This is a genomic window from Rathayibacter sp. RFBD1, assembly GCF_002932915.1.
GTDB lineage: Bacteria > Actinomycetota > Actinomycetes > Actinomycetales > Microbacteriaceae > Rathayibacter.
Map to the genome: position 1 here is coordinate 12,836 of NZ_PSWQ01000020.1, position 22,036 is coordinate 34,871.

The following is a 22,036-nucleotide window of genomic DNA, read 5'->3' on the forward strand; positions in this document are numbered from 1 at the left end:
CTCGGCGCGTCCGGTCTCTCGGCGCGGACCGATCGATGGCGCGGCACGAGGGTGAGCAGAGCCGTCATGAGCAGGGCCCGTCGAGCGCACAGCGCGTGATGAGAAGAGCCTGTCAACGGAGTGCGGCGGGCCGTCCACTCCTCCGAAGAGGGGGCCCGGCCCGCCGTCAAACCCCGAGTGAGGGTAACAACCCGAATATTACCCTCACTCGCCCCCAACACACCCGCCTGCTTACCCTGGTCGGCGAGTGATTGGCGGTGCCCCTTCCGAAGGAGGAGCACCGTACGTCCACTAGTGTGCTCGCTCCGCCAGGAGGCGCATAGTCAGCACTTTAGGGGACTAATCGGGGGACAAATTTCACGTTCCGCGTCGCGGATCGCTCGTTCCCCGACGGGCTGCGTCTGCGAGTCCGCTCAGCCGGAGAAGGAGCGCCACGCTCCGGGTGCCGGCCGGAGCGGCCTGCGGACCGCCGCGGCGCGGTCGTTCCAGCCCCCGCTGAGCTCCTGCGGGGTCTCCGGCTCGGCCTCGGTGCGCGAGGTCAGTGCGGTGACGACGGCCGTGACGGCGGCGATCTCGGCGGCGTCGAGGCCGGGGGTGGAGATGACGACGGCGGGTGCGGAGTCGGAGGCGGTCATCCCGTGACGCTATCGCATGCCGTTCACGGCGCCGGTCGGCGGGGCATGGCTATGCTGACGCCGGATGCCGCCGGAGCGTCGTCCGTCCGTTGCGAACAGGAGCGTCCCCGCATGCCGACGTGGTTCCCGAGGAGCGGTGCCGCGGCGCTGCGCCCCCTGCGTCTGCTGGTCCGGAGGTCGCCCGCGGCCGTCTCGGTCGTCCTGGTCCTCCTGGCCGCGAGCGCGATCACGGGGACGCTCGTCGCCCCCGCAGGAGCCGAGACGACGTCCTGGTGGGCGGCGGGCCCGATGACGACCCTCGACGGCCGTCCGTGGACAGCGGTGACCGCCCTCCTGATCGCGGCGGACCCGCTGCAGCTGCTCCTGGACGTCGTGCTCGTGCTCCCGATGCTCCTCGCCGCGGAGCGCCGCCTCGGCTCGGCCCGCACCCTCCTCGCCTTCCTCGCGACCGGCGCCGTCGGGATCGTCGTCGGGTCCTCCGTGCAGTCGATCGGCGCTCTCGCCGGCGAGTGGTGGGCGGGCGACACCGTCGGCGACCACACCTTCGACCCGCTGATCGGCGCGGTCGGCGCCCTCATCGCCTCGACCGCCTTCATGGGCGCTCTGTGGCGTCGCCGGCTCCGGGTGACCGTCTTCGCCGTCGTGCTGATGTTCGTTCTCTACGCGGGCGACTCCGCCGACGCGTACCGGCTCCTCGCGGGCGGCGCGGGGCTCGTGCTCGGCGCGGTGCTCGCGCGGGGAGCGGCGGGGCTGCGTCCGCAGCGTCCGGCGCCGAGCTCGCACCGCGAGTCCCGGGGGCTGCTGGCGGCGGTCGTCGTCGTCACCGCGATCGGTCCGCTCGTCGCCGTCCTCTCGGACTCGGGCTACGGTCCGTTCTCGTTCCTCGGCCGACTGCTGCAGAGCGCCTTCACGGGGACGACGGACCTCGAGGACCCGTGCAGCCGCGCCCTCCGGCACTGCGCGCACCACGTGAAGCTGAGCCTGGTCGCCCCCGGGCCGATCCTGCTGACGTTCGTCCCGCTCCTCCTCCTGCTCGTCGCCGCCTACGGCCTGCGCTCCGGGCGCCGCCTGGGCCTGCTGCTGGCGGTCGGGGTGAACATCGCGATCGCGATCCTGGAGGTCTTCTCCCTCCAGCGCGCCGCCCGTCACCCCGAGTTCCTGTACTACGCCGAGTACCTGCTCTGGGTGGCGACGACGGTGCTGGTGCCGCTGGCCGTCGTGGCGATGCTCGTGTTCGGGAGGAGGCACTTCCGCATCCGCGCGCCCCGTGCCGCCGCGAGGCTCTGGACGCGGGTCGTCGCCATCGCCTTCGTCGTGTCCCTCGGCGGCTACCTGGCGCTCTCGGCCGGCGTGCGCACGAGCTTCGAGCCGCTCCTGGGCCTCGGGAGGCTCCTCCTGGACGGGCTGCTGCGCTTCGTCCCGGTGAGCTTCCTCGGCGGCGCCGGACTGCTCGCCGTGCCGCGGGAGCCCGTTGCGCGGATCGTCTTCGAGTGGGTCGGCCCGGTGTTCTGGCTCGTGGTCGTCGTGGCGGTGGTCGCTCTGCTCCGGGCCACCGACGTGCAGCGGAACCGCGGCGACGAGGCGCGGTACCGCGCGCTCCTGTCCCTGCACGGCGCCGGCAGCCTCGGCCACCAGGGGACCTGGGAGGGCAACGCGCACTGGATCTCGGCCGACGGGACCGGCGGAGTCGCCTACCGGGTGATCGGCGGCGTGGCGATCACCCTCTCCGACCCCGCCTGCGCTCCCGAGCGGCGGGAGGACGTCGTGGCCGAGTTCGTGCGGTTCTGCGACGAGCGCAGCTGGACGCCCGTGTTCTACAGCATCCACGACGAGCTGCTCCCCGTCTTCGACCGGCTCGGCTGGTCGCGCCTCTCGGTCGGCGAGGAGACGATCATCGAGCTCTCCTCCTTCGAGCTCACCGGCAAGCGGTGGCAGAAGGTGCGCTACCCGCTCACGCGCGGCATCAAGCTGGGCATCGAGGCGCAGTGGACCAGCTGGCCCGAGCTCTCCCTCGGCATGGCCAACCAGATCGTCGACCTGTCGGAGCGCTGGGTCGCCGAGAAGGCGCTGCCCGAGATGGGCTTCACCCTCGGCGGCATCGACGAGGTCCGCGATCCCGACGTCGCCCTCCTGCTCGCGGTCGGACCGGACGGCGTGCTGCAGGGGGTGACGAGCTGGCTGCCCGTGCACCGGGAGGGGCGCGTGGTCGGCTGGACCCTCGACTTCATGCGCCGCTCCGACGACTCGATGCCCGGCATCATGGAGTTCCTCATCGCCTCCGCGGCGCTGCGCGTCAAGGAGGAGGGCGCCGAGTTCCTCTCGCTCTCGGGCGCACCGCTCGCCACCGCACCGGTCGAGGAGGGGGAGGAGCCTCCGGAGCCGACGGTCCTCTCGCGCCTGCTCGAGTTCCTCTCGCGGACGCTCGAGCCGGCCTACGGCTTCACGTCGCTGTTCCGCTTCAAGGCCAAGTTCCACCCGCGCTACGCGGGCCTCTGGATGACCTACCCCGACGCGCTGCAGCTGCCCCGGATCGGAGCCGCGCTGGGTCGCGCCTATCTGCCCGACCTCTCCGCCGCGCAGGCGCTGGCGTTCGCGCGGGTGGTCGGGGCGAAGCCGGAGGAGAAGCCGTCCGAGGCGTCCGCGGCGAAGCCGGATGCTCCGGCCGCCAGGGCAGGCGCTCCTGCGGCGAAGGCGGGTGCTCCGACAGCCGAGCCGGACGGTCCTGGGGTGAAGGCGGGTGGTCCTGCGGTGAAGGCGGGTGCTCCGGCTGCGAGGGCGGATGCCCGGGAAGCGAAGCCCGATTCCGCGACAGGGGAGCCGGATGCTCCGGCTGCGGAGCCGGGCGCTTTCGTCGTGCGGCCCGATGCTCCCGCGGAGTCCGCTGCCCGGCTGCCCGGCCCCGGCCCCTCCGACTGATCGTTCCGCCCCTCCGCCCCGCGAGGAGGTGGTCGCAGCGGAACGCCGCGGCACGGACGGTCTCCCGTCTCCTGCCGCGGCGTCCGAGCGAGCCGGGTCAGAGCGGGATGTTGCCGTGCTTCTTCGCGGGCAGGTTGGCGCGCTTGGTGCGCAGCGCCCGCAGCGCCTTGATGACGGAGACACGCGTCGCCGAGGGCTCGATCACGCCGTCGAGCTCGCCGCGCTCGGCCGCGAGGAACGGGCTCGCGACGTTGTAGGTGTACTCGTTCGCCAGGCGCGTCCGGACGGCTGCGACGTCCTCGCCGGCCTCCTCCGCCTTGCGGATCTCGTTGCGGTAGAGGATGTTCACCGCGCCCTGGCCGCCCATGACGGCGATCTCGGCGGTCGGCCACGCGAGGTTGATGTCGGCTCCCAGCTGCTTGGACCCCATCACGATGTACGCGCCGCCGTAGGCCTTGCGCAGGATGACCGTGACCAGCGGCACGGTCGCCTCGGCGTAGGCGTAGAGCAGCTTCGCGCCGCGGCGGATGACGCCGGTCCACTCCTGGTCGGTGCCGGGCAGGTAGCCCGGGACGTCGACCAGGGTCAGGATCGGCAGCGAGAACGCGTCGCAGAAGCGGACGAAGCGGGACGCCTTCTCGCCTGCCTCGATGTTCAGCGTGCCCGCCATGGCGCTCGGCTGGTTCGCGATGATGCCGACGGAGCGGCCCTCGACGCGGCCGAAGCCGATCACGATGTTCGGCGCGAACAGCGGCTGCACCTCGAGGAAGTCGCCCTCGTCGACGATGTGCTCGATGACGGCGCGCATGTCGTACGGCTGGTTCGGGCTGTCCGGGATGACCGTGTCGAGGAAGCGGTCCGCGTCGGTCGTCTCGAGATCGACCTCGGTCTCGAAGACGGGTACCGGCGACAGGTTGTTGTCCGGGAGGAAGGAGAGGAGCGTCCGCGCGTAGTCGAGCGCGTCGTTCTCGTCGCTCGCGAGGTAGTGCGAGACGCCCGAGATCTTGTTGTGGGTCAGCGCGCCGCCGAGCTCCTCCATGCCGACGTCCTCGCCGGTGACGGTCTTGATCACGTCGGGCCCGGTGACGAACATCTGGCTGGTCTTGTCGACCATGATCACGAAGTCGGTCAGGGCGGGGGAGTAGACCGCGCCTCCCGCGGCAGGGCCGCAGATGATCGAGATCTGGGGGATCACGCCGCTCGCCGCGGTGTTGCGGCGGAAGATCTCGCCGTACTTGCCGAGGGCGACCACGCCCTCCTGGATCCGTGCTCCGCCGGAGTCGAGGATGCCGATGATCGGGACGCCGGTCTTCAGGGCGAGGTCCATCACCTTGATGATCTTCTCGCCGGCCACCTCGCCGAGCGAGCCGCCGAAGATCGTGAAGTCCTGCGAGTACACGGCGACCTGGCGGCCGTGGATGGTGCCGGTGCCGGTGACGACGGCGTCGCCGTAGGGTCGCTTCTTCTCCATGCCGAAGGCGTGGGTGCGGTGGCGGACGAACTCGTCCAGCTCGACGAACGAGCCCGGGTCGAGGAGGGTGTCGATCCGCTCCCGTGCGGTCATCTTGCCCTTGGCGTGCTGCTTCTCGATCGCCGCCTCGCCACTGGCCGTGACGGCCTCGTGGTAGCGGTTCCTGAGGTCCGCGATCTTCCCCGCGGTCGTGTACAGATCGGGCGCGGGACGTTCGGTGTTCGCGGTCACCCGCTCACCCTACCGGCGGGGCGGACGCCTCCTCTTGTCGCACTCGCACAGGGAGGGCCGCTCCGAACGGGAGGATCCGGACAAGGGCGGGACGTCGCGAGCGGCGCTCGGAGCGGCCTCGCGGGAGCCGCCGCTACCGTGGCGGCATGCTCCTCCCGCTCTCCTCCGCCGTCTCCCCCCGCGTCCTCGCGCTCGAGTCTGCGGGGTCGACGAACGACGAGCTCCGCGAGCGGGCGGCCGCCGACCCCGCCGCGTGGCCGCACCTCTCCGTCGTCGCCACCGCCGACCAGCGCGCCGGGCGCGGCCGGCTGGGGCGCGTCTGGCAGGCGCCCGCGGGCCGCACGCTCGCGGCCTCGACTCTGGTCGACGCCTCCGCCCTCGGCGCCGAGGCCTCCGGCTGGCTGCCGCTCGTGGCCGGCGCCGCTCTCGCCCGGGCCCTCGCACCCCTCGTCGACGGGGACGTCGCCGTCAAGTGGCCCAACGACGTCCTGATCGACGGCCGGAAGGTCGCGGGGATCCTCGCCGAGCGCCTGCCGGACGGGCGGGTCGTCGTCGGCACCGGCGTGAACCTGCTGCTGACGGAGGCGGAGCTGCCGGTCCCGACCGCCACCTCGCTCGCCCTCGCCGGAGCACGGACGACGAGCGCCGACGAGGTGCTCGCCGCGTTCCTGACCGGATTCCAGGGGCTGCTGGCTCCGCTGCTCGCCCAGGGCGACGCCGAGGCCTCCGGAGCGGCCGCCGCCGTCCGCGCCTCCTGCGGCACCCTCGGCACGCGCGTCCGGCTCGAGCTGCCCGACGGCACGCAGGAGGAGGGGACCGCCGCCGCACTCGCCCCGGACGGCTCGCTCCTGCTCGAGCAGGGCGGCGCGCTGCGCTCGTTCCCGGCCGGCGACGTCACGCATCTGCGCTCCTGATGGCCAGGACCGACCCGGCCGACCGCGAGCTGGCGCGGCTGACCCCGCGCGCCCGCCGGGCGGTCGCACCTGTCGTCGGCCTCCTCCTGCTCACCTGGACGGGCTTCTACTTCGCCGCGCAGTTCGAGCTCGCCCTGCAGCGCTGGATCATCGGGCTCGGCACCGCACTTCTGGTGCTTCTCCTCTGCGCTCCCGGGATCGCGGGCTGGGCGAGCGTGCGCTACCGCGTGACCGCCTCCGGCCTCAGCGCGCGCCGGGGCGTGGCGTCGATCCGGCGGGCCGAGGTGGTCTTCGATCGGAGGATGGAGGTCGCGGTCGAGCGCTCCCTCGGCCAGCGCCTCGCCCGGTGCGGCGACGTCCGGATCCTGCAGGCGGGAGCCGAGGTGTTCGTGCTGCGGGACCTGCCGGATCCGGAGCTCACGGCCGACCTGCTGCGGGAGGCGATCGGCGCGGCTCCCGCTCTCGAGCAGGAGTGGCCGCCGCCCGCGTGAGCGCGTCGGGGCCTCGGTAGCATGGAGCCGCCCCGCGCCAGCGGGCGGAGACGGAGGAGCGCCATGCGCATCGGCGTGATCGGGGGCGGCCAGCTCGCTCGGATGATGATCCCCGCGGCGGTGGAGCTCGGCATCGAGATCGCCGTGCTCGCCGAGAGCGAGGGCGCCCCGGCGGGGCTCGCCGCGACACGGGTCGGCGACCACCGCGACGAGGCGACCGTGCTCGCCTTCGCCGAGACCGTGGACGTGGTCACGTTCGACCACGAGCACGTTCCCCAGCCGATCCTCCGCGAGCTCGTCGCCCGCGGCGTCGCCGTGCACCCCGGGCCCGACGCCCTGCTGTTCGCCCAGGACAAGCTGATGATGCGGCGCCGCCTGACCGAGCTCGGCGTGCCCGTGCCCGAGTGGGCCGAGGTCTCCTCCGCCGAGGAGCTGGGGGAGTTCCTGGCCGAGCACGGCGGCAGCGCCGTGGTGAAGACCGCGCGCGGCGGCTACGACGGCAAGGGCGTTCGCGTGGTGCGCGGCGCCCACGAGGCGGACGACTGGTTCACCGCCCTCGCCGAGGACGGCCGGGGCGGCTCGCTCCTGGTCGAGGAGCTGGTGGGCTTCCGCCGCGAGCTCGCGCAGCTCGTCGCCCGGCGTCCCTCCGGCGAGAGCATCCTCTGGCCGGTGGTGGAGTCCGTGCAGCGCGACGGCGTCTGCGCCGAGGTGATCGCTCCGGCCCCCGCGTCCGCCGGCCGGCTCGCAGCCGCCGCGGCCGAGATCGCGCAGACGATCGCCGACAGCCTCGGGGTCACCGGCGTCCTGGCCGTCGAGCTGTTCGAGACGACGGACGACCGGATCCTGGTCAACGAGCTGGCCATGCGCCCGCACAACAGCGGCCACTGGACGATGGACGGATCGACCACGTCGCAGTTCGAGCAGCACCTGCGCGCGGTCCTCGACCTGCCGCTCGGCGCGACGGGCTGCCGGGATCCGTGGACCGTGATGGTCAACGTGCTCGGCGGCCCGGTGGGGGAGTCGCTGACCGACCGCTACCCGCGGGTGCTCGCCGATCATCCGGGCGTGAAGGTGCACAACTACGGCAAGGAGCCGCGACCGGGCCGCAAGGTCGGGCACGTGAACGCCACCGGCGACGACCTCGACCTCGTGGTCTACGAGGCTCGCGCGGCGGCGGCCGTTCTCACGGACTGACCCGTACGATGGTCGCCGTGACGAGCCTGCCGACCTCCCCGACCCCTGCCGGAGCCCTCTCGTGAGCGCGGACGCGCTCGTGAACGGGCCCGCGCCGCTCGTCGGCGTCGTGATGGGCTCGGACTCGGACTGGTCCGTCATGCAGGCGGCGTCCGCCGTCCTCGCCGAGTTCGGCGTGGCGCACGAGGTCCGCGTCGTCTCCGCGCACCGCACCCCGGAGGCGATGATCGCGTACGGACGCGAGGCCCGCGGCCGCGGCCTGAAGGTCGTCATCGCCGGGGCGGGCGGAGCCGCCCACCTCCCCGGCATGCTCGCCGCCGTGACCTCGCTCCCCGTCGTCGGAGTGCCGGTCCCGCTCGCCCGACTCGACGGGCTCGACTCCCTCCTCTCGATCGTGCAGATGCCCGCGGGCGTCCCCGTCGCCACCGTCTCCATCGGCGGAGCGCGGAACGCCGGACTGCTCGCGGTGAAGATCCTCGCGACCGCGGACGACGCCCTCTCCGCAGCGCTCGACGCCTTCGCCGCCGACCTCGAGGTGCAGGTCGCCGCGAAGAACGACGCCCTGGTGGCGGGCCTGTGACGGCCGTCGCCCTGCCGCTGCGGCACCCGGACGTCGCCTCCCGCGCCTTCATGACGCGGCGGGCGTGGTGGCTGCTGATCGTCAACCTGCTGGTGCCCGGGTCCGCTCAGGTCCTCGCGGGCAACCGCCGGCTCGGGCGCCTGGGGCTCGGCTTCACCCTCGGGCTCTGGGTCGCCCTCCTGGTCGCGGTGCTCCTCTACTTCGTCTTCCCGACCGGCCTCTACACGCTCGCGACCTTCGACCTCTCGATGCTCGCGCTCCAGGCCGCGCTCGTCGTCTACGGGGTGGTCTGGGCCGTGCTGACGCTCGACACCCTCCGCCTGATCCGCGTCGTCCGGGTGCGCCCGCGGATGCGCGGCGTGCTCGCGTTCGCGACGATCGCGCTGATGGCGGTCTCGGTCGGCACCACCGCCTACGGCACCTACCTGCTCGGCGTGACCCGGGGGACGCTGTCGTCGATCTTCGGCGGCGGAGCGATCGAGCAGCCGATCGACGGCCGCTACAACGTGATGCTCCTCGGCGGCGACGCGGGGGAGGACCGCGACGGTCTGCGCCCCGACAGCATCTCGGTGGTCAGCATCGACGCGTCGAGCGGCAAGGCCTCGATCATCGGCGTCTCGCGCGAGTTCGTCGACTTCCCGTTCCCCGAGACCAGCCCGATGCACGAGCTCTATCCCGACGGCTACGACACCGACAACTGCGCCGTCGACGTCTGCAAGCTCAACTCGGTCTACACCGAGGTCGAGCTGAAGCACCCGGAGCTCTACCCCGACGCCGTCGACCACGGCAGCGAGCCCGGCATCGAGGCGATGCGCGACGCGGTCGAGGGCATCCTCGATCTGAGGATCCAGTACTACGCGCTGATCGACATGGAGGGCTTCGCCCAGCTGATCGACGCGCTCGGCGGCATCGACATCGACTACGTGGCCGACGAGCCGCTGCCCCTGGGCGGGCTGCCCGACTCCGACGGCGTGATGCAGGGCGTCAACCAGTGGATCGATCCCGGGCACTGGCACTTCAACGGCGAGCAGGCCCTCGCCTACGCCCGGTCTCGCTACACCACGAGCGACTACGACCGGATGGCGCGCCAGCGGCAGGTGCAGGAGGCGCTGCTCGCCCAGTTCGAGCCGGGCAACGTCCTCGCCAAGTTCCAGGACGTCGCGTCCGCCGGGTCCCAGGTCATCAAGACGGACGTCCCGCAGGGGATGCTCGGCTACTTCGTCCAGCTGGGGCTCAAGACGAAGTCGCAGCCGGTGGATCCGATCGAGCTGGTCCCGCCGGCCGTCGACCCGGAGGACCCGGACTACGACGTCGTGCACTCGCTGGTGAGTGCCGGACTGTCGGGCGACTCCGCGCCGTAGACGGCCGGGTGCCGCACGCCTCAGAGGTCGGCGTGCAGCGCCCAGACGCGCTCCGCGGAGTCGCGCCAGCTGAAGGCGCGGGAGCGGTCGCGGCCGGCCACCGACATCCGCTCGCGCAGACCGGTGTCGGCGAGCACGCTGCTCATGGCGAGGGCGAGGCGGTCCGGGTAGTCCTTCGCGTCGCCGCGCTCGACGGCGACGCCGGCGTCCGCGGCGACCTCCATCAGCGCGGGGTCGTCGGAGTGCACCACCGGCACTCCGAAGTGCATCGCCTCGAGCACGGGCAGGCCGAAGCCCTCGGCGATGCTCGGGTAGACGAAGAGCGTGGCACGGGAGAGGACGACGGCGAGGTCGGCGTCGCTGAGGACTCCCAGGGCGCGCACGCGCGTCTCGTCGAGGCCCTGCTCATCGGCGACGGAGGCCACATCGAGGTCGCCCCAGCCGGTCGGGCCGACCAGGAGCAGCGGGATCGCCGGCGCGGACGCTCCTCCGAAAGCCGCGATCAGCGAGACCAGGCCCTTGCGCGGCTCCAGCGTGCCGACGCTCAGCACGTACTCCGGGGGGAGGCCCAGCGCCGTGGCGCGCTCGTCGGCGTCCTCCGTCACGACCAGGCCGGAGCCGACGGCTCCGCCGATCACGCGCAGTCGATCGCCGAAGTCCATCAGCTGGGAGAGCTGGTGGGCGACCGCGTGGGTGGGGACGACGACGGCGTCCGCGTGCTTGCGGGCGCGCTTGGCCATCGCCCGGTGCCACTTCGCGCCGTGCGGGGTGAGAGTCTCGGGATGTGTCCACGGCACCGTGTCGTGGATCGTGACGGCGATCTGCTGGCCCTCGCTCCCGTCGTGGCTGCGCAGCGGAGCGAAGAGGCTCGGGGCGTGCATCATGCCGCCGCCGGCCGGGATGGCGATCCCGTACTGCCAGGCGCGCGAGAGCTCGCGGCGCCCGAGCGGCAGCCGGTGGATGCGCGCGAGGCCGGGCAGGCGCAGGCGCAGCTCCTCCTCCTTCTCGGGCGGGTGGGCGGAGACGACGGCCTCCACCTCGCAGTCGCGGGGAGCCGTCGCGATCAGCTCGCGGGTGAGCTCCTCGGTGTAGCGGCCGATGCCGCCGGGCACGCGGGCGAGCATCTGGTCGACGACGACGCGGAGGGTGGTGGTCACGGGGTCACCGCCTCGAGGGGTGCGGCGGCGAGCGCGTCCTGCCAGGAGCGCAACGGCGGCAGGCCCGCCCGGCTCCAGCCGTCGTGTCCGAGGACCGAGTAGGCCGGACGCGGAGCGGGGCGGACGAACGAGCCGCTGTCGGTCGGGCGCAGGCGCTCGGGATCGAGGCCCGCCTTGGCGAAGACGGCACGGGCGAAGCCGAGCCAGGTCGTCTCGCCGGAGCTGGTGCCGTGGTAGACGCCGGCCGGGGCCTCCGCGTCGACCAGCTCGATCAGGCGCGCGGCGAGGTCGGCGGTCCAGGTGGGCTGGCCGTGCTGGTCGTCGACCACGGTCAGCGTCTCGTGCGCGCCCGCCAGTCGCACCATCGTCTTCGCGAAGTTGCCGCCGTGCTCGCCGTAGAGCCAGGCCGTGCGGACGACGTACCCGCGCTCCGGGTTGGCCTCGAGCACCAGGCGCTCGCCCTCGGCCTTCGTGCGGCCGTAGGCCGAGATCGGGTTCCGGGGGTGGTCCTCGGAGTAGGGGGTCGTCGCGGAGCCGTCGAAGACGTAGTCGGTGGAGACCTGCACGAGTGCGGCTCCCGTCTCGGCGGTGGCGAGGGCGAGGTTGCGCGCTCCGACGGCGTTGACGCGGTGCGCCTCCTCCTCGTCGGTCTCGGCGTCGTCGACGCGGGTGTACGCGGCGCAGTTCACCACGGCGTCGTGTCCCGCGACGGCGGCGCGCACGGCGTCGAGGTCGGTCACGTCGAGGTCGGAGCGGCCGAGGGCGGTGCTGGGGCGGGAGCCGAGGGCCGCGCGCAGGTCGGTGCCGAGCATGCCGGAGGCGCCCGTGATGAGGAAGGTCACCTCCTCATCATGCCCGAGCGGTCCGTCGGCCGACGGTCGGCGCTCCGGCACGCCGCCGGGTGGCGCAGAGGGGCGTCGCGGGCCCGTGACACGCCGTCGTTACACTGGCGACCGTGCAGATCCGAGAGCTCGACATCCCCGACGTCTACGAAGTGACTCCGCGCCAGTTCCCCGACGATCGCGGGGTCTTCTACGAGTTCTACCGCTTCGACCGCCTGGCCGAGAAGGTCGGGCACCCGCTCTCGCTGCGGCAGGGCAACACCTCCGTCTCGCGGCGCGGCACCGTCCGCGGCATCCACTTCGCGCAGATCCCGCCGTCGCAGGCCAAGTACGTCTCGTGCTTCTCCGGCGCGGTCCTCGACTACGTGATCGACGTGCGCGTCGGGTCGCCGACCTTCGGGCGCTGGGAGTCGATCCTGCTCGACGACGTCGACCGCCGCTCCGTCTACATCGCCGAGGGGGTCGCGCACGCCTTCGTGGCGCTGACCGAGGGCGCCGTGGTCTCGTACCTCGTGAACGCCACCTTCGACCCGGTGCGGGAGAAGGGGATCGACCCGCTCGACGAGCAGATCGGCCTGCGCTTCCCGGAGGAGGCCGGCGAGCTGCTCCTCTCGCCGAAGGACACCGACGCACCGACGCTGGCCGAGGCCGAGGCGCAGGGCCTGCTGCCGACCTGGGACGAGGCGCGGGCCTTCTACACGGAGCTCGACTCCGCGTCCTGACCGCCGATCCGGTGGGCGGGCCGCCCGGCGCCGGCCAGGCGGCCCGCCCGATCGGAGCGGATCAGCTCTTCGAGCGCAGGCGCATCAGCGCGACCCGGGCGCCCAGCCCGGCGCGGACCGCCGCGCGAATCGGCGCCTGATACCAGGCGCCGTACTTCTGCGCGAGGTAGAGGTAGGCGCTGCGGTGGTGGACCGCGAGCATCCGCGCCGAGGCCAGGCGGGTGGAGTGCCCGCCGAGGTGGGAGACGACCGCGTCGGCGAGGTAGACGTTGGTCCAGCCGCGCTGTCCGAGCGAGTCGCCCAGCTGGACGTCCTCGAAGTACATGAAGTAGCGGTCGTCGAACCCGCCGATCTCCTCGAAGGCCGTGCGGCGCACCATCACGCAGGCGCCGGAGAGCCAGCCCGCCTCCATCCGGCCGTGGCGGAGGGTCTCGACCGCGCGCGAGCGCCGGTAGGTCGCCGACCACGGGTTGCCGGGCCAGACGTGGGCGAAGACGGCGTGCCCGACGCCCGTGCCGAGCGAGGGCAGAGCGCGGGCGGAGGGGTAGATCGTGCCGTCGGAGTCGAGGATCCGCGGCCCGATCGAGCCGATCCGGTCGTCCGCCGTCGCGGCGGCGTAGAGTGCGTCGATCGAGCCGGGGAGGAAGACCGTGTCCGGGTTGGTCACCAGGATCCACTCGACCTCGGGCCCGAGGCGGTCGACCGCGTAGTTGACGGCCCGGCCGTAGCCGAGGTTCTGCCCGGTCTCGTGGAACTCGACGTGGGGCAGGCGCTCGACGACGCTGCGGACGGAGTCGTCCGTGGTCAGGTTGTCGACCACCACGATGCGCACGTCGTGCTCCGTCGCCTCCGGCACGGACTCGAGGCACGCGCGGAGGACCTCACCCGAGAAGTGGGTGACGACGACGACCGCGATGGGCAACGTCGAGCGGGCGATGGGAGCCTCCGGGTGGTGCGGCGTCGACGGGAGGAGTGCCCCGTCGGAAGAACTCGACGAGGCTAGCACGCGGCTCGAGCGGTGCCCGGGAGCCTGCGGCCCTCAGCGGACGATGTCGACGGGCTCGGTGCTGACGGCCACGGCGGCGGGGGAGACCGTCTCGATCGCGGGCAGAGCATCGTGCGCCGGACGGCGGAAGACGACGAACTTGTACATGCAGAAGTTCCACACCAGTCCCACGAGGACGGCGACGGCCTTGGCGATGTTGATCGCGAGGAAGGCGTTCTCGCCGGAGCTGGGGAGGAAGAGCAGCGAGTTGCCGAAGCGGGTGTCGAAGAAGACCTCGAAGCCGTAGATGATCGCCGACTGCAGGACCAGCGAGCTGAACCCGGTGACGAGGAAGAACTTCGCGAACGTGGCGACCGAGACCCTGCCCGGGTGGCGGAAGACGAAGAAGTGGTTCAGCGCGTACGAGATCGTGATGCCGACCAGGACGGAGAAGACGTTGGCGACGAGGGTCGGCAGACCGAGCAGGAGCACGAGCGTGTTGAGGATGAGGAAGTCGATCGCCGTGTTGGTGCAGCCCGCGATGAGGAAGCGGACCTTCTGCGATTCGAGGAGTCTCTTCATCTGCGGTGCTCTTTCCCGTCCCCCTCTGGCGTCGATGCCCGACCGTCGGGCTCCGACGGGCGTCCATCGGGGCAGGCGAACAAGGGGTGAACCGCCGTGCACTGTCGTCCATCGTAACCGCGGAGCCCTGCCGGGCGGTCGAACGGCCGGTGCCATGTTCCTGAGAGAGTGCGCGGGCGGGGCGGCGGGCCGCGGGGCGCGCTCGGAGGCTCGCGAGCACCGCCTCGTTATACTCGCAGGGCTCTCACCGGTCAGCCGGTGCACCGGAAGAACGGATCCTCCCCGCCTCATGCGCTCCCTCGCCGTCGTCGTCCCCACCTACAACGAAGTCGCGAACATCGCGACGGCGCTGCCGCGGGTCGCGCTCGCGGCGTCCCGCAACCCCGACTTCCACGTGACCGTCGCCGTCATCGACGACAGCTCCCCCGACGGCACCGCGGACCGCGCGCGCGAGCTCGCGGCCGAGCTCGGATCCGACACCTTCGAGGTCCTCGTGCTGTCGCGCGAGAAGAAGGAGGGGCTCGGCGCGGCGTACATCTGGGCCTTCCAGCACCTCCTCGCGGCCGAGCGCCGCTACGACTACCTGCTGCAGATGGACGCCGACCTCTCGCACGACCCGGACTACATCGACGCCTTCCTCCGCGAGGTGCGCGCGGGCGCCGACTTCGTGGTCGCCTCCCGCTACATCGCGGGCGGGGGCACTCCCGACTGGACGCTCGACCGCAAGCTGCTGAGCGGTGGCGGCAACCTCTACACGCGCCTCTTCCTCGGCTCGAAGATCACCGACTGGACCGGCGGCTTCAACCTCTTCAGCGCGGACCTCCTGCGCACCCTCCACCTCGAGACGATCCGCGCAGCCGGCTACGGCTTCCAGATCGTGCTCAAGTACCGGGCGCTGCGCCGGGCCCGCGGAGTGAAGGAGATCCCGATCGTCTTCCTCGACCGCACGGTCGGCAACTCCAAGATCCCGAGCGACACCCTCCTGAAGAACCTCCTGCTCGTCCTGGCCATCCGGTTCGGCGGGAAGCACCGGTGACGGCGGGTCCGACGGGATCCCCTCGGACCCGGAGGGCCCTCCTCGAGCTCGCCGCCCTCGCCGTCGTCGTCAGCGGGACCCTGCTCGTGCTCGGATTCATGGTCGGCACGCCGTGGCGGCCGCTGCTCTTCCGCGACGGCGACTCGCTGGCGCTGCCGCTGATCCTGCAGTCCTTCGCCGAGGGCCGCCCGGCGGCGTGGGTGATGACGAGCCAGCTCTTCCTCTTCCCCGAGCTCCCCGTCTTCGGCGTCGCGTGGCTGCTGACCGGTGGCGATCCCGCGGCGGCGCTCGCGGTCAACGCCGTGCTCAACGTCGTTCTCCTCTACGGCGTGCTCCGGATGCTCGCGCGACGGCTCGTCGCGGACCGGCACCGCCGGCTGCGGCCCGCGGCCGCGCTCGCCGGCATCGCCGTGCTGCTGGTGCTCTGCTTGACGGAGGGCCGCGCGCTCAACAACGAGGGGGCCCTGGCGACCACCTTCCTCCTCACGACCTACTACTACGGCGCGGTGCTCACAGGCCTCGCCGGGCTCGCCGTCGCTGTGGGCGCGCTGCGCGAGCGCCGTCCGGCGGCGCGTCCGCTGCTCCTGGTCGGAGCGGCCGTCGCCGCGACGACCCTCTCCGATCCGCTCCTCCTCGTGCAGTTCGTCGGCCCCCTGCTGGTGGTCCTCGTCGTGCTGCTGGTGCTCGCTCTCGCTGCTCCCCGAGCGGTGCTGATCGTCGCGGGAACGGTCCTCGGGGCCGCCGCGCTCGGGGCCGCGCTGCGGATCCCGCTCGGCTTCCTGATCGGGACCGACGCCGGCGGGTACCTCCGGCTGCCGCTCGCCGGGACGGCCCTGGACGACCTGATCGTGCAGTTCCTGGTGCTGAAGGCGCCGCTGATCGGCAAGCTCGAGGTGGCGCTGCTGGGTCTGCTGCTGCTGGCGGCCCTCGCCGTCGTCGTGGCCGGTGTCGCCCGACTGGCGCGGGGAGCCGCCCTCGACGAGGCGGCCCGTGCGCGCTTCGCGGTGTGCGCGTTCCTGCCGGCGCAGACGGCGGTGCTCCTGGTGGTGCAGGTCTTCACCGGCAGCTCGGTCAGCCGCTACCTGATGCCGATCCCGGTGACCGCGACCGTGGTCGTGATCGCCCTGATCGGCGCCGCGGCGGCGCACCGGCGTGCTGCGGGCGCGCGGCTGGCGCCGGTCGTCCGCGTCGTCGCCCCGCTGGCCGCCGCAGGCCTCGTCGTCGCCGCCGTGCCGGCCACAACGGCGGTCGCCTCCGCGGCGGCCGAGGCGCGATCGGACCCGGACGCCGACTGCCTGGAGCGCTGGATCGACGGCCGCGAGCTCGCGGGCGTCGGCTCGTTCTGGTCCACGCGGCCGCTGGACCTCTACGGGCCGGCCTCGCTGCACGTCCAGCAGGTCAACTTCGACTTCACGGTGCAGCTGTGGATGAACAACCTGAGCGACTACCGCGACCGGCAGTACAGCTTCGTCCTGGCCGACCGCTCGCCCGACTGGGCGGGGCTCGCGCGCGGGACGCTCGGCGCTCCCTCCGATATCGTCGCCTGCGGGGGGTTCGACATCTACGACTACGCGGGCACCGACGGCGAGACCGAGCTGAACCGGATCGTCCAGACCAGCGTGGAGGAGCAGCGCCGTGAGCGCGGCTACTGACGTGCGCGGCCCGCGGACGGCGAGTCGGCGGCGCCGGACGCTCGTCGAGCTCGGATGGGCCCTCGTCGCCGCCCTCGTCTCGGTCGTCGCCGCCGTGCTCGCGCTCGGGATCGGGCCGCAGGACCTGACGGCCCGCTGGACCGTGGGCGGCGACGACCAGATCCTGCACTACACGCTCTTCACCAGCGCCACGCAGGCGTTCCCGTTCGACGGCAACGCGGCGCTCGGCTTCCCCGACGGGTTCAACGCCTTCTTCAGCGCGCAGTTCGACGTCGCCTCCGCCCTCGCCGTGTCGGTCCTGGCCCTCGTGGTGCGCGACGGGACGACGCTCCTGAACGTCTTCTACCTGGGCACGTTCGCGACGGTCGCCGTCAGCGGCTACGTGTTCTTCCGCGCCCTCCGCACGCGGCCCTGGGTCGCGGCGTTCTCCGCGGTCCTGCTGTCGCTGCTGCCGTACCACTTCCTCCGGATCGGATTCGGCCACGCGTTCCTCGCCAACTACTGGGCCATCCCGCTCCTGGGCGTGATGGTGCTGATGGTCGCCGGACCGCGCACCGATCCTCTCCGAGCCTGGTCCGAGCGGGGCGCGACGCGGAGGAGCCGCGTGCTGCGCTCCGTCGTCCCGGGAGTCGTGCTCGGGCTCCTGGTGGCGAGCACGGGCGGCTACTACTACGTCTTCGCGGTCCTGGTCCTCGGAGCGACCTGGGCGGTGAGCACGGCCGCCGGGCTCCTCTCCCGCGAGCGGCTGCGCGTGCTCGCGGTCTCGTCGGTGCCGATCCTCGCGCTCGGCGTGTTCGTCGGGCTCTCGCTGCTGCTGCTCTCGCTCGACTTCGGGGAGCGCTACAGCCCGTACTTCACGTCGCGGACCGTGGGGGAGTCGGAGGCCTACGCCGGCAAGCTGGTGCTGCTGGGCCTGCCCTGGTCGGGGACCGGGCTGCCGCAGGGGTACGGCCTGCTGAACACCTACGCGGGCCAGTCCGGCGTGGCGCCGACGACGGAGCCGCCCGGGTTCTCGATCCTCGCCAGCGTCGCGCTCCTGATCACGCTCGTGGCGCTCCCGATCACCGCGCTCGGCGGCGGACGGGCGCTCCGTGCGACCGCGGTCGGCCGGTTCTTCTCGGACGCCCGCGTGCGCGTCCTCGCCGTGGCGACACTGGCCGCGCTCCTCTTCTACACGGTGACGGGCCTGGGCGTCGTGGTCTCGCTGGTGGCGGGGCCGACGATCCGTGCGTGGGCGCGGATGTCGATCGTCATCGCGGTCCTCGTCCTCGGCGTGCTCGCGCTCCTGCTCGATCGGATCACGGCCCGTGGCGGTGTCCGGATCCTCGTGGCGGCGCTGCTCGCCGCCGTCGCCGTGGTCGATCAGCTGGCCGGAGTATCGGCCGCGGTGCCGATCGCTCCGACCGACGACTCCGAGATGCGCTCGTTCGTGTCGGAGGCCGACGCGCAGCTGGACGACGGCTGCGGAGTGGTGGAGCTCCCCCTGAAGAGCTTCCCCGACAGCGGGCGGATCGGAGCGCTCTCCGACTACGACGAGGCGCTGCCCTACCTCGCGACCGAGGAGGGACGCCTCCGCTGGAGCTACGGGGCTGTGGAGGGCACCTACGGCTGGGACGTCTGGGGCGACGTCGACGACCCCGCGGAGTTCGCCGACGCGGTGGCGGGCAGCGGCGCCTGCGCCGTCTACGTGGACACAGCCGGCTACACCGACGACCCCGACGGCTGGCGGGCCTACGTCGAGGCGGCGACGGGGGACGTCGAGCCCGAGGTCGCCTCCGCCTCCGGGCGCTGGCTGCTGTTCACGACCCGGCGCTGATCAGCGGTCATCGAAGGCCAGCTCGAGCAGGCGCCGGGCGGTGCGGTCCCACCCCGGGATGGGCTCCGGTGCGAGTCGCCGGGGGCGGCGCAGCGCCTCTCCGATCGCGGCCGACCACCCGGTGCGGTCCGCCGGGTCGATGAAGACGGCGGCGGACTCCCGCCCGGCGAGCGCGTCGCGGAGGCCGGGGATGTCTGCCGCGAGCACCGGAGTGCCGCAGGCGACGGCCTCGAGGGCGGGCAGGCCGAAGCCCTCGTGCCAGGAGGGCATGGCGACGGCGTCGGCGCCCGTGAGCAGGGCCGGCAGATCCTCGTCGGCGACGTAGGAGGAGGCGAAGCGCACGTCGGCTCCTGCGGCGACCGCGCGGGCGACGGCGGAGTGGACGTCCTCGTTGTCCCAGCCGTCCCCGCCGACCAGGAGCAGTGTGTGGTTCTCCGGCCGCTCGGCCTGCCGGTACGCGTCCACCAGGGTGACGAGGTTCTTGCGGCGCTCGATCGATCCGACGAAGAGCAGGTAGGACCCGAGCCCGTGCTGCGCGCGGACCCGCGCCACCTCCTCCTCCCCGCGGGCATGGAAGAGGTCGGCGTCGATCGTGGTCGGCAGCACGCGGACGCGCTCGGGAGCGACGCCCAGAGCGCTCTCGACCTCGGCTGCGGACGACGGGGTGCCGGTCAGGACCAGATCGCTGCGCCGGATCCACCGGGGCACCGACCGCGACAGCAGCTCTCGGCGCTCGCGAGGAACGAGCTCGGGCATCACAGCGAAGCAGACGTCGTGCACGAAGGTGAGCGAGCGGGAGCGGGCGAGCGGCCAGCTCCGGAAGTTCGGGAAGAAGTAGGCGCCGCGGCCGAGCAGGAGGTCGATCCCGGGCGCGGGCAGTCGGGTCAGTGCGCTCCACACCGGCCGGGGCAGCGGCACCGGTCGGACGCGCAGCGTACGGAAGCCGAAGCGCTCGATCGAGCCCGCCTCGCTCGCCGGCACGACGAGGAGCACCTCGACGTCTGCGGCGGTCGCGTCGGTGTCCAGCGCGTGCAGCAGGCCGAGCAGGACGCGGCCGACCCCGGTCAGGCGCGGCGCCGCGAGGGCGGTCGCGTCGACCAGGAGGCGGCGGCGCCGCGCGGTCACGGCCTGCTGAGGCGGACGGTGGAGTCGATGTCGACGACGCCGTCGTGCACGGAGGCCCGCTCGACCGTGAAGGTCGCGGCGACCGGGATCCGCATGGTCTCGCCCTGCGAGAAGGTGGCCGAGGAGGCGTGCACGGCGTAGTTGCCGGCGCCGAGGTGCAGGTCGGGGAGGGTGAACGTGACCGTCATCTCTCCGTCGACCGCGCTCAGCGGCGTGCCGATGCGCTCGGTGTTCGTCCCGAAGACGCGCTGGCCGAGGGGGGTGTCGATGCCCATGCCGATGTTCCAGTCGTCGACCGGGCGGCTGGTGCGCACCGTGACGTCGAACTCGAGGGTCTCGCCGCTGCGGACGACCGTGCCGCCGTGCTCGATCGATCCGCCGCGCAGTCGGCAGCCCAGGATCTCGATGAGCTGGGGGGCGGGCTCGTCCGCGGCCTCGGCGGCCTCGGCCTCGCGCTCCTGGCGGGCGGCCCGACGGTCCTCGAAGCTCTCGCGGAGGACCTGGAGTCCCTCGGAGGTCTCGCCGTCGAAGACGACGGTGCCCTTCTCGAGGACGATGGTGCGGTCGCAGAGCTCGCCGACCTGCTCGAGCGAGTGGGTGACCAGCACGATGGTCTTCCCCGCGCGCTGGAAGGCGCGGATGCGGTCCATGCACTTGCGCTGGAACGGCTCGTCGCCGACGGCGAGCACCTCGTCGACCAGCAGCAGGTCGGGATCGGTGTGGATCGCGATAGCGAAGGCGAGCCGCACGTACATGCCCGACGAGTAGAACTTGACCTGGGTGTCGATGAACTCGGCGATCTCGGAGAAGTCGACGATCGAGTCGAACTTGCTGTCCAGCTCGCTGCGCGAGAGTCCGAGGATCGCGCCGTTGAGGTAGACGTTCTCGCGCCCGGTGAGGTCGGGGTGGAAGCCCGCTCCGAGCTCGAGGAGCGCGGCGAGGCGCCCGCGGCGCTCCACGGTGCCGGTCGTCGGCTGCACGATGCCGCCGATGAGCTTGAGGAGGGTGCTCTTGCCCGAGCCGTTCGCGCCGATGAGGCCGACGGTCGAGCCCAGGGGGATCTCGAGGTCGACGTCGCGGAGCGCCCAGAACTCGTCGCGGTGCTTGCGCCCGCGGCCGAAGTTGACGATCCGCTCCTTGAACGACTTGTCCTTGCGGATGACGAAGCGCTTGGAGGCGTTGCGCACCCGGACGACGGTCGGGGTGCCGGAGGAGGCGGGCACGGACTCCTGCTTGCTGGTGAGGGTCACGATCAGATCTCCTGGGCGAAGTTGCCCTCGAGGCGGCGGAAGATCCGGTGGCCGATCCACACGAACACCAGCCCGACGACGAGGACGATGAGAAGGCGCAGCTCCATGTCCGGCGGCCACACCTGGGGGGCGATCTCGTTGCCGTCGATGATGCTGACGCGCGAGCCGTCTCCCCAGATCGCGCGCTGGAAGGCGAGGATCGCGTTCGAGATCGGGTTGATCAGGTAGAGCTGCTCGGCCCAGCCGTGGCCCGCTCCGGTGGAGGCGGCGACGACGAAGTTCCACGCGTAGACGATGGGGGAGAGCCAGAAGAAGATCTGCAGCCCCACCTCGACGAGGAACTGGACGTCGCGGAGGTAGACGTTGAGGGCCGAGAGGGCCAGGGCCAGCGCGAGGCCGTACACGAGCACGATCGCCAGCGCGGGCACGATGTAGAGGAGCTGGACGCCGAAGATCAGCGAGCCCGTGAGGACGGCTCCCGCGATCAGGACGACGAACTGCACACCGAAGTTGAAGAGGGCCGAGCCGATGGCCGCCACCGGGAAGATCTCCCGCGGCAGGTACACCTTCTTGATCAGTCCGCCGTTGCCGAGGATCGACGTGGTGCCCGCGGTCACGATCTCGCTGAACAGGCCCCAGAGGGTGAGCCCCGAGAAGACGAAGATCGCGAAGTTCGGGACGCCGCGAGAGGCGCCGAGGATCTGGCCGATCGCCACGTAGTAGATGAGAAGCATGATCAGCGGCCGGACGAGGCTCCAGACGAAGCCCAGGCTGCTGTCCTTGTAGCGCGACTTCAGCTCGCGCCCCACGAGCAGGCGGAGCAGCTCGCGGTGCCGCAGGATCTCGGCGAGGGAGGCGACGAAGCCGCCCGAGCCGCCGCCGACGGCCGACGTGGTGCCGGCGATCTGGAACGGCTCGTCGGCGATCGCGCGCGCGCGATCCACAGCTTTGCTGGGCATGGAACTCCAAGCTCTCGGCCTCCGCCGGGCGACGGACCGCATCATTATACGTGCGGCCCACCCTGGAGCCCCCTGGCTGGCGTGCCGGTGCGCGGCGCATGGCGGGTAGTCTTGCTC

General features: G+C 72.4%; 19 protein-coding genes. 10 read left to right on the forward strand and 9 right to left on the reverse strand.

What is annotated here, in order from left to right; genetic code table 11:
* Nucleotides 1–413 precede the first annotated feature (413 nt).
* The gene (locus C5D50_RS09280) at nucleotides 414–635 is read right to left on the reverse strand and encodes an acyl-CoA carboxylase subunit epsilon (protein WP_104225462.1); all 222 of its coding nucleotides are present in this window, start codon (nucleotides 633–635) and stop codon (nucleotides 414–416) included.
* A gap of 111 nt (nucleotides 636–746) precedes the next feature.
* Between C5D50_RS09280 and C5D50_RS09285 the strand changes: the two genes are divergently transcribed.
* Nucleotides 747–3,551 carry a bifunctional lysylphosphatidylglycerol flippase/synthetase MprF gene (locus C5D50_RS09285; RefSeq protein WP_181137328.1) on the forward strand — a complete coding sequence of 935 codons (2,805 nt, stop codon included), beginning with the start codon at nucleotides 747–749 and terminating at the stop codon, nucleotides 3,549–3,551.
* 97 nt (nucleotides 3,552–3,648) lie between these two features.
* Here C5D50_RS09285 and C5D50_RS09290 read toward each other — a convergent pair whose 3' ends face one another.
* Nucleotides 3,649–5,253 carry an acyl-CoA carboxylase subunit beta gene (locus C5D50_RS09290; protein WP_104223164.1) on the reverse strand — a complete coding sequence of 535 codons (1,605 nt, stop codon included), beginning with the start codon at nucleotides 5,251–5,253 and terminating at the stop codon, nucleotides 3,649–3,651.
* Between the two features lie 146 nt (nucleotides 5,254–5,399).
* Between C5D50_RS09290 and C5D50_RS09295 the strand changes: the two genes are divergently transcribed.
* From C5D50_RS09295 to C5D50_RS09315, 5 genes are all read left to right on the forward strand, one after another.
* On the forward strand, nucleotides 5,400–6,167 hold the full coding sequence (locus tag C5D50_RS09295; protein ID WP_104283343.1) for a biotin--[acetyl-CoA-carboxylase] ligase: 768 nt from the start codon (nucleotides 5,400–5,402) through the stop codon (nucleotides 6,165–6,167).
* A complete protein-coding gene (locus C5D50_RS09300; protein WP_104232824.1) occupies nucleotides 6,167–6,658 on the forward strand; it encodes a PH domain-containing protein in 492 nt (163 codons plus the stop codon). The genes C5D50_RS09295 and C5D50_RS09300 overlap by 1 nt, the downstream gene beginning before the upstream one ends.
* A 63-nt stretch (nucleotides 6,659–6,721) precedes the next feature.
* A complete protein-coding gene (locus tag C5D50_RS09305) occupies nucleotides 6,722–7,852 on the forward strand; it encodes a 5-(carboxyamino)imidazole ribonucleotide synthase (protein WP_104283344.1) in 1,131 nt (376 codons plus the stop codon).
* A gap of 112 nt (nucleotides 7,853–7,964) precedes the next feature.
* The gene (purE, locus tag C5D50_RS09310; protein WP_104249647.1) at nucleotides 7,965–8,432 is read left to right on the forward strand and encodes a 5-(carboxyamino)imidazole ribonucleotide mutase; all 468 of its coding nucleotides are present in this window, start codon (nucleotides 7,965–7,967) and stop codon (nucleotides 8,430–8,432) included.
* Nucleotides 8,429–9,793: an LCP family protein gene (locus tag C5D50_RS09315; protein WP_258062765.1), complete on the forward strand. Its 1,365-nt coding sequence runs from the start codon at nucleotides 8,429–8,431 to the stop codon at nucleotides 9,791–9,793. The genes purE and C5D50_RS09315 overlap by 4 nt, the downstream gene beginning before the upstream one ends.
* Before the next feature lie 20 nt (nucleotides 9,794–9,813).
* Here the strand turns inward: C5D50_RS09315 and C5D50_RS09320 are convergent, their stop codons facing one another.
* Together C5D50_RS09320 and rfbD are read right to left on the reverse strand one after the other, a co-directional pair.
* On the reverse strand, nucleotides 9,814–10,950 hold the full coding sequence (locus C5D50_RS09320; RefSeq protein ID WP_258069588.1) for a glycosyltransferase family 1 protein: 1,137 nt from the start codon (nucleotides 10,948–10,950) through the stop codon (nucleotides 9,814–9,816).
* Nucleotides 10,947–11,792 carry a dTDP-4-dehydrorhamnose reductase gene (gene rfbD, locus C5D50_RS09325; protein ID WP_104283345.1) on the reverse strand — a complete coding sequence of 282 codons (846 nt, stop codon included), beginning with the start codon at nucleotides 11,790–11,792 and terminating at the stop codon, nucleotides 10,947–10,949. The genes C5D50_RS09320 and rfbD overlap by 4 nt, the downstream gene beginning before the upstream one ends.
* A gap of 113 nt (nucleotides 11,793–11,905) precedes the next feature.
* On the opposite strand from rfbD, the gene C5D50_RS09330 reads away from it, so the two are divergent.
* Nucleotides 11,906–12,514: a dTDP-4-dehydrorhamnose 3,5-epimerase family protein gene (locus C5D50_RS09330; RefSeq protein WP_104232821.1), complete on the forward strand. Its 609-nt coding sequence runs from the start codon at nucleotides 11,906–11,908 to the stop codon at nucleotides 12,512–12,514.
* 61 nt (nucleotides 12,515–12,575) lie between these two features.
* Here C5D50_RS09330 and C5D50_RS09335 read toward each other — a convergent pair whose 3' ends face one another.
* Complete coding sequence (locus C5D50_RS09335; RefSeq protein WP_258061235.1) at nucleotides 12,576–13,436, reverse strand: glycosyltransferase family 2 protein; 861 nt, start codon at nucleotides 13,434–13,436, stop codon at nucleotides 12,576–12,578.
* A 117-nt stretch (nucleotides 13,437–13,553) separates the two neighbouring features.
* Nucleotides 13,554–14,081, reverse strand: coding sequence for a GtrA family protein (locus C5D50_RS09340; RefSeq protein ID WP_104223158.1), 528 nt, complete (start codon nucleotides 14,079–14,081; stop codon nucleotides 13,554–13,556).
* Between the two features lie 289 nt (nucleotides 14,082–14,370).
* Between C5D50_RS09340 and C5D50_RS09345 the strand changes: the two genes are divergently transcribed.
* The 3 genes from C5D50_RS09345 to C5D50_RS09355 are packed head-to-tail and all read left to right on the forward strand — an operon-like array spanning nucleotide 14,371 to nucleotide 18,585.
* Nucleotides 14,371–15,117: a polyprenol monophosphomannose synthase gene (locus tag C5D50_RS09345; RefSeq protein ID WP_104223157.1), complete on the forward strand. Its 747-nt coding sequence runs from the start codon at nucleotides 14,371–14,373 to the stop codon at nucleotides 15,115–15,117.
* Entirely contained in the window at nucleotides 15,114–16,769 is a 1,656-nt protein-coding gene (locus C5D50_RS09350) for a hypothetical protein (protein ID WP_104288994.1), read from the forward strand. Before C5D50_RS09345 ends, C5D50_RS09350 begins: the two co-directional genes overlap by 4 nt.
* The gene (locus tag C5D50_RS09355) at nucleotides 16,753–18,585 is read left to right on the forward strand and encodes a hypothetical protein (protein ID WP_146086911.1); all 1,833 of its coding nucleotides are present in this window, start codon (nucleotides 16,753–16,755) and stop codon (nucleotides 18,583–18,585) included. Before C5D50_RS09350 ends, C5D50_RS09355 begins: the two co-directional genes overlap by 17 nt.
* Here C5D50_RS09355 and C5D50_RS09360 read toward each other — a convergent pair whose 3' ends face one another.
* Genes C5D50_RS09360 through C5D50_RS09370 form a run of 3 tightly spaced genes read right to left on the reverse strand, consistent with a single transcriptional unit; the run spans nucleotide 18,586 to nucleotide 21,919 of the window.
* A complete protein-coding gene (locus C5D50_RS09360; RefSeq protein ID WP_104283348.1) occupies nucleotides 18,586–19,710 on the reverse strand; it encodes a glycosyltransferase family 1 protein in 1,125 nt (374 codons plus the stop codon).
* The gene (locus tag C5D50_RS09365; protein ID WP_244229465.1) at nucleotides 19,707–20,960 is read right to left on the reverse strand and encodes an ABC transporter ATP-binding protein; all 1,254 of its coding nucleotides are present in this window, start codon (nucleotides 20,958–20,960) and stop codon (nucleotides 19,707–19,709) included. Before C5D50_RS09365 ends, C5D50_RS09360 begins: the two co-directional genes overlap by 4 nt.
* A gap of 2 nt (nucleotides 20,961–20,962) precedes the next feature.
* Nucleotides 20,963–21,919 carry an ABC transporter permease gene (locus C5D50_RS09370; protein ID WP_104223153.1) on the reverse strand — a complete coding sequence of 319 codons (957 nt, stop codon included), beginning with the start codon at nucleotides 21,917–21,919 and terminating at the stop codon, nucleotides 20,963–20,965.
* Nucleotides 21,920–22,036 lie beyond the last annotated feature (117 nt).

Bases quoted from the DNA above. Each gene is read 5' to 3' on its own strand.
- C5D50_RS09345 (WP_104223157.1), top strand. From the start codon at position 14,371: ATGCGCTCCCTCGCCGTCGTCGTCCCCACCTACAACGAAGTCGCGAAC.
- C5D50_RS09280 (WP_104225462.1), bottom strand. From the start codon at position 635: ATGACCGCCTCCGACTCCGCACCCGCCGTCGTCATCTCCACCCCCGGC.
- purE (WP_104249647.1), top strand. From the start codon at position 7,965: ATGGGCTCGGACTCGGACTGGTCCGTCATGCAGGCGGCGTCCGCCGTC.
- C5D50_RS09300 (WP_104232824.1), top strand. From the start codon at position 6,167: ATGGCCAGGACCGACCCGGCCGACCGCGAGCTGGCGCGGCTGACCCCG.
- C5D50_RS09340 (WP_104223158.1), bottom strand. From the start codon at position 14,081: ATGAAGAGACTCCTCGAATCGCAGAAGGTCCGCTTCCTCATCGCGGGC.
- C5D50_RS09285 (WP_181137328.1), top strand. From the start codon at position 747: ATGCCGACGTGGTTCCCGAGGAGCGGTGCCGCGGCGCTGCGCCCCCTG.
- C5D50_RS09305 (WP_104283344.1), top strand. From the start codon at position 6,722: ATGCGCATCGGCGTGATCGGGGGCGGCCAGCTCGCTCGGATGATGATC.
- C5D50_RS09295 (WP_104283343.1), top strand. From the start codon at position 5,400: ATGCTCCTCCCGCTCTCCTCCGCCGTCTCCCCCCGCGTCCTCGCGCTC.
- C5D50_RS09370 (WP_104223153.1), bottom strand. From the start codon at position 21,919: ATGCCCAGCAAAGCTGTGGATCGCGCGCGCGCGATCGCCGACGAGCCG.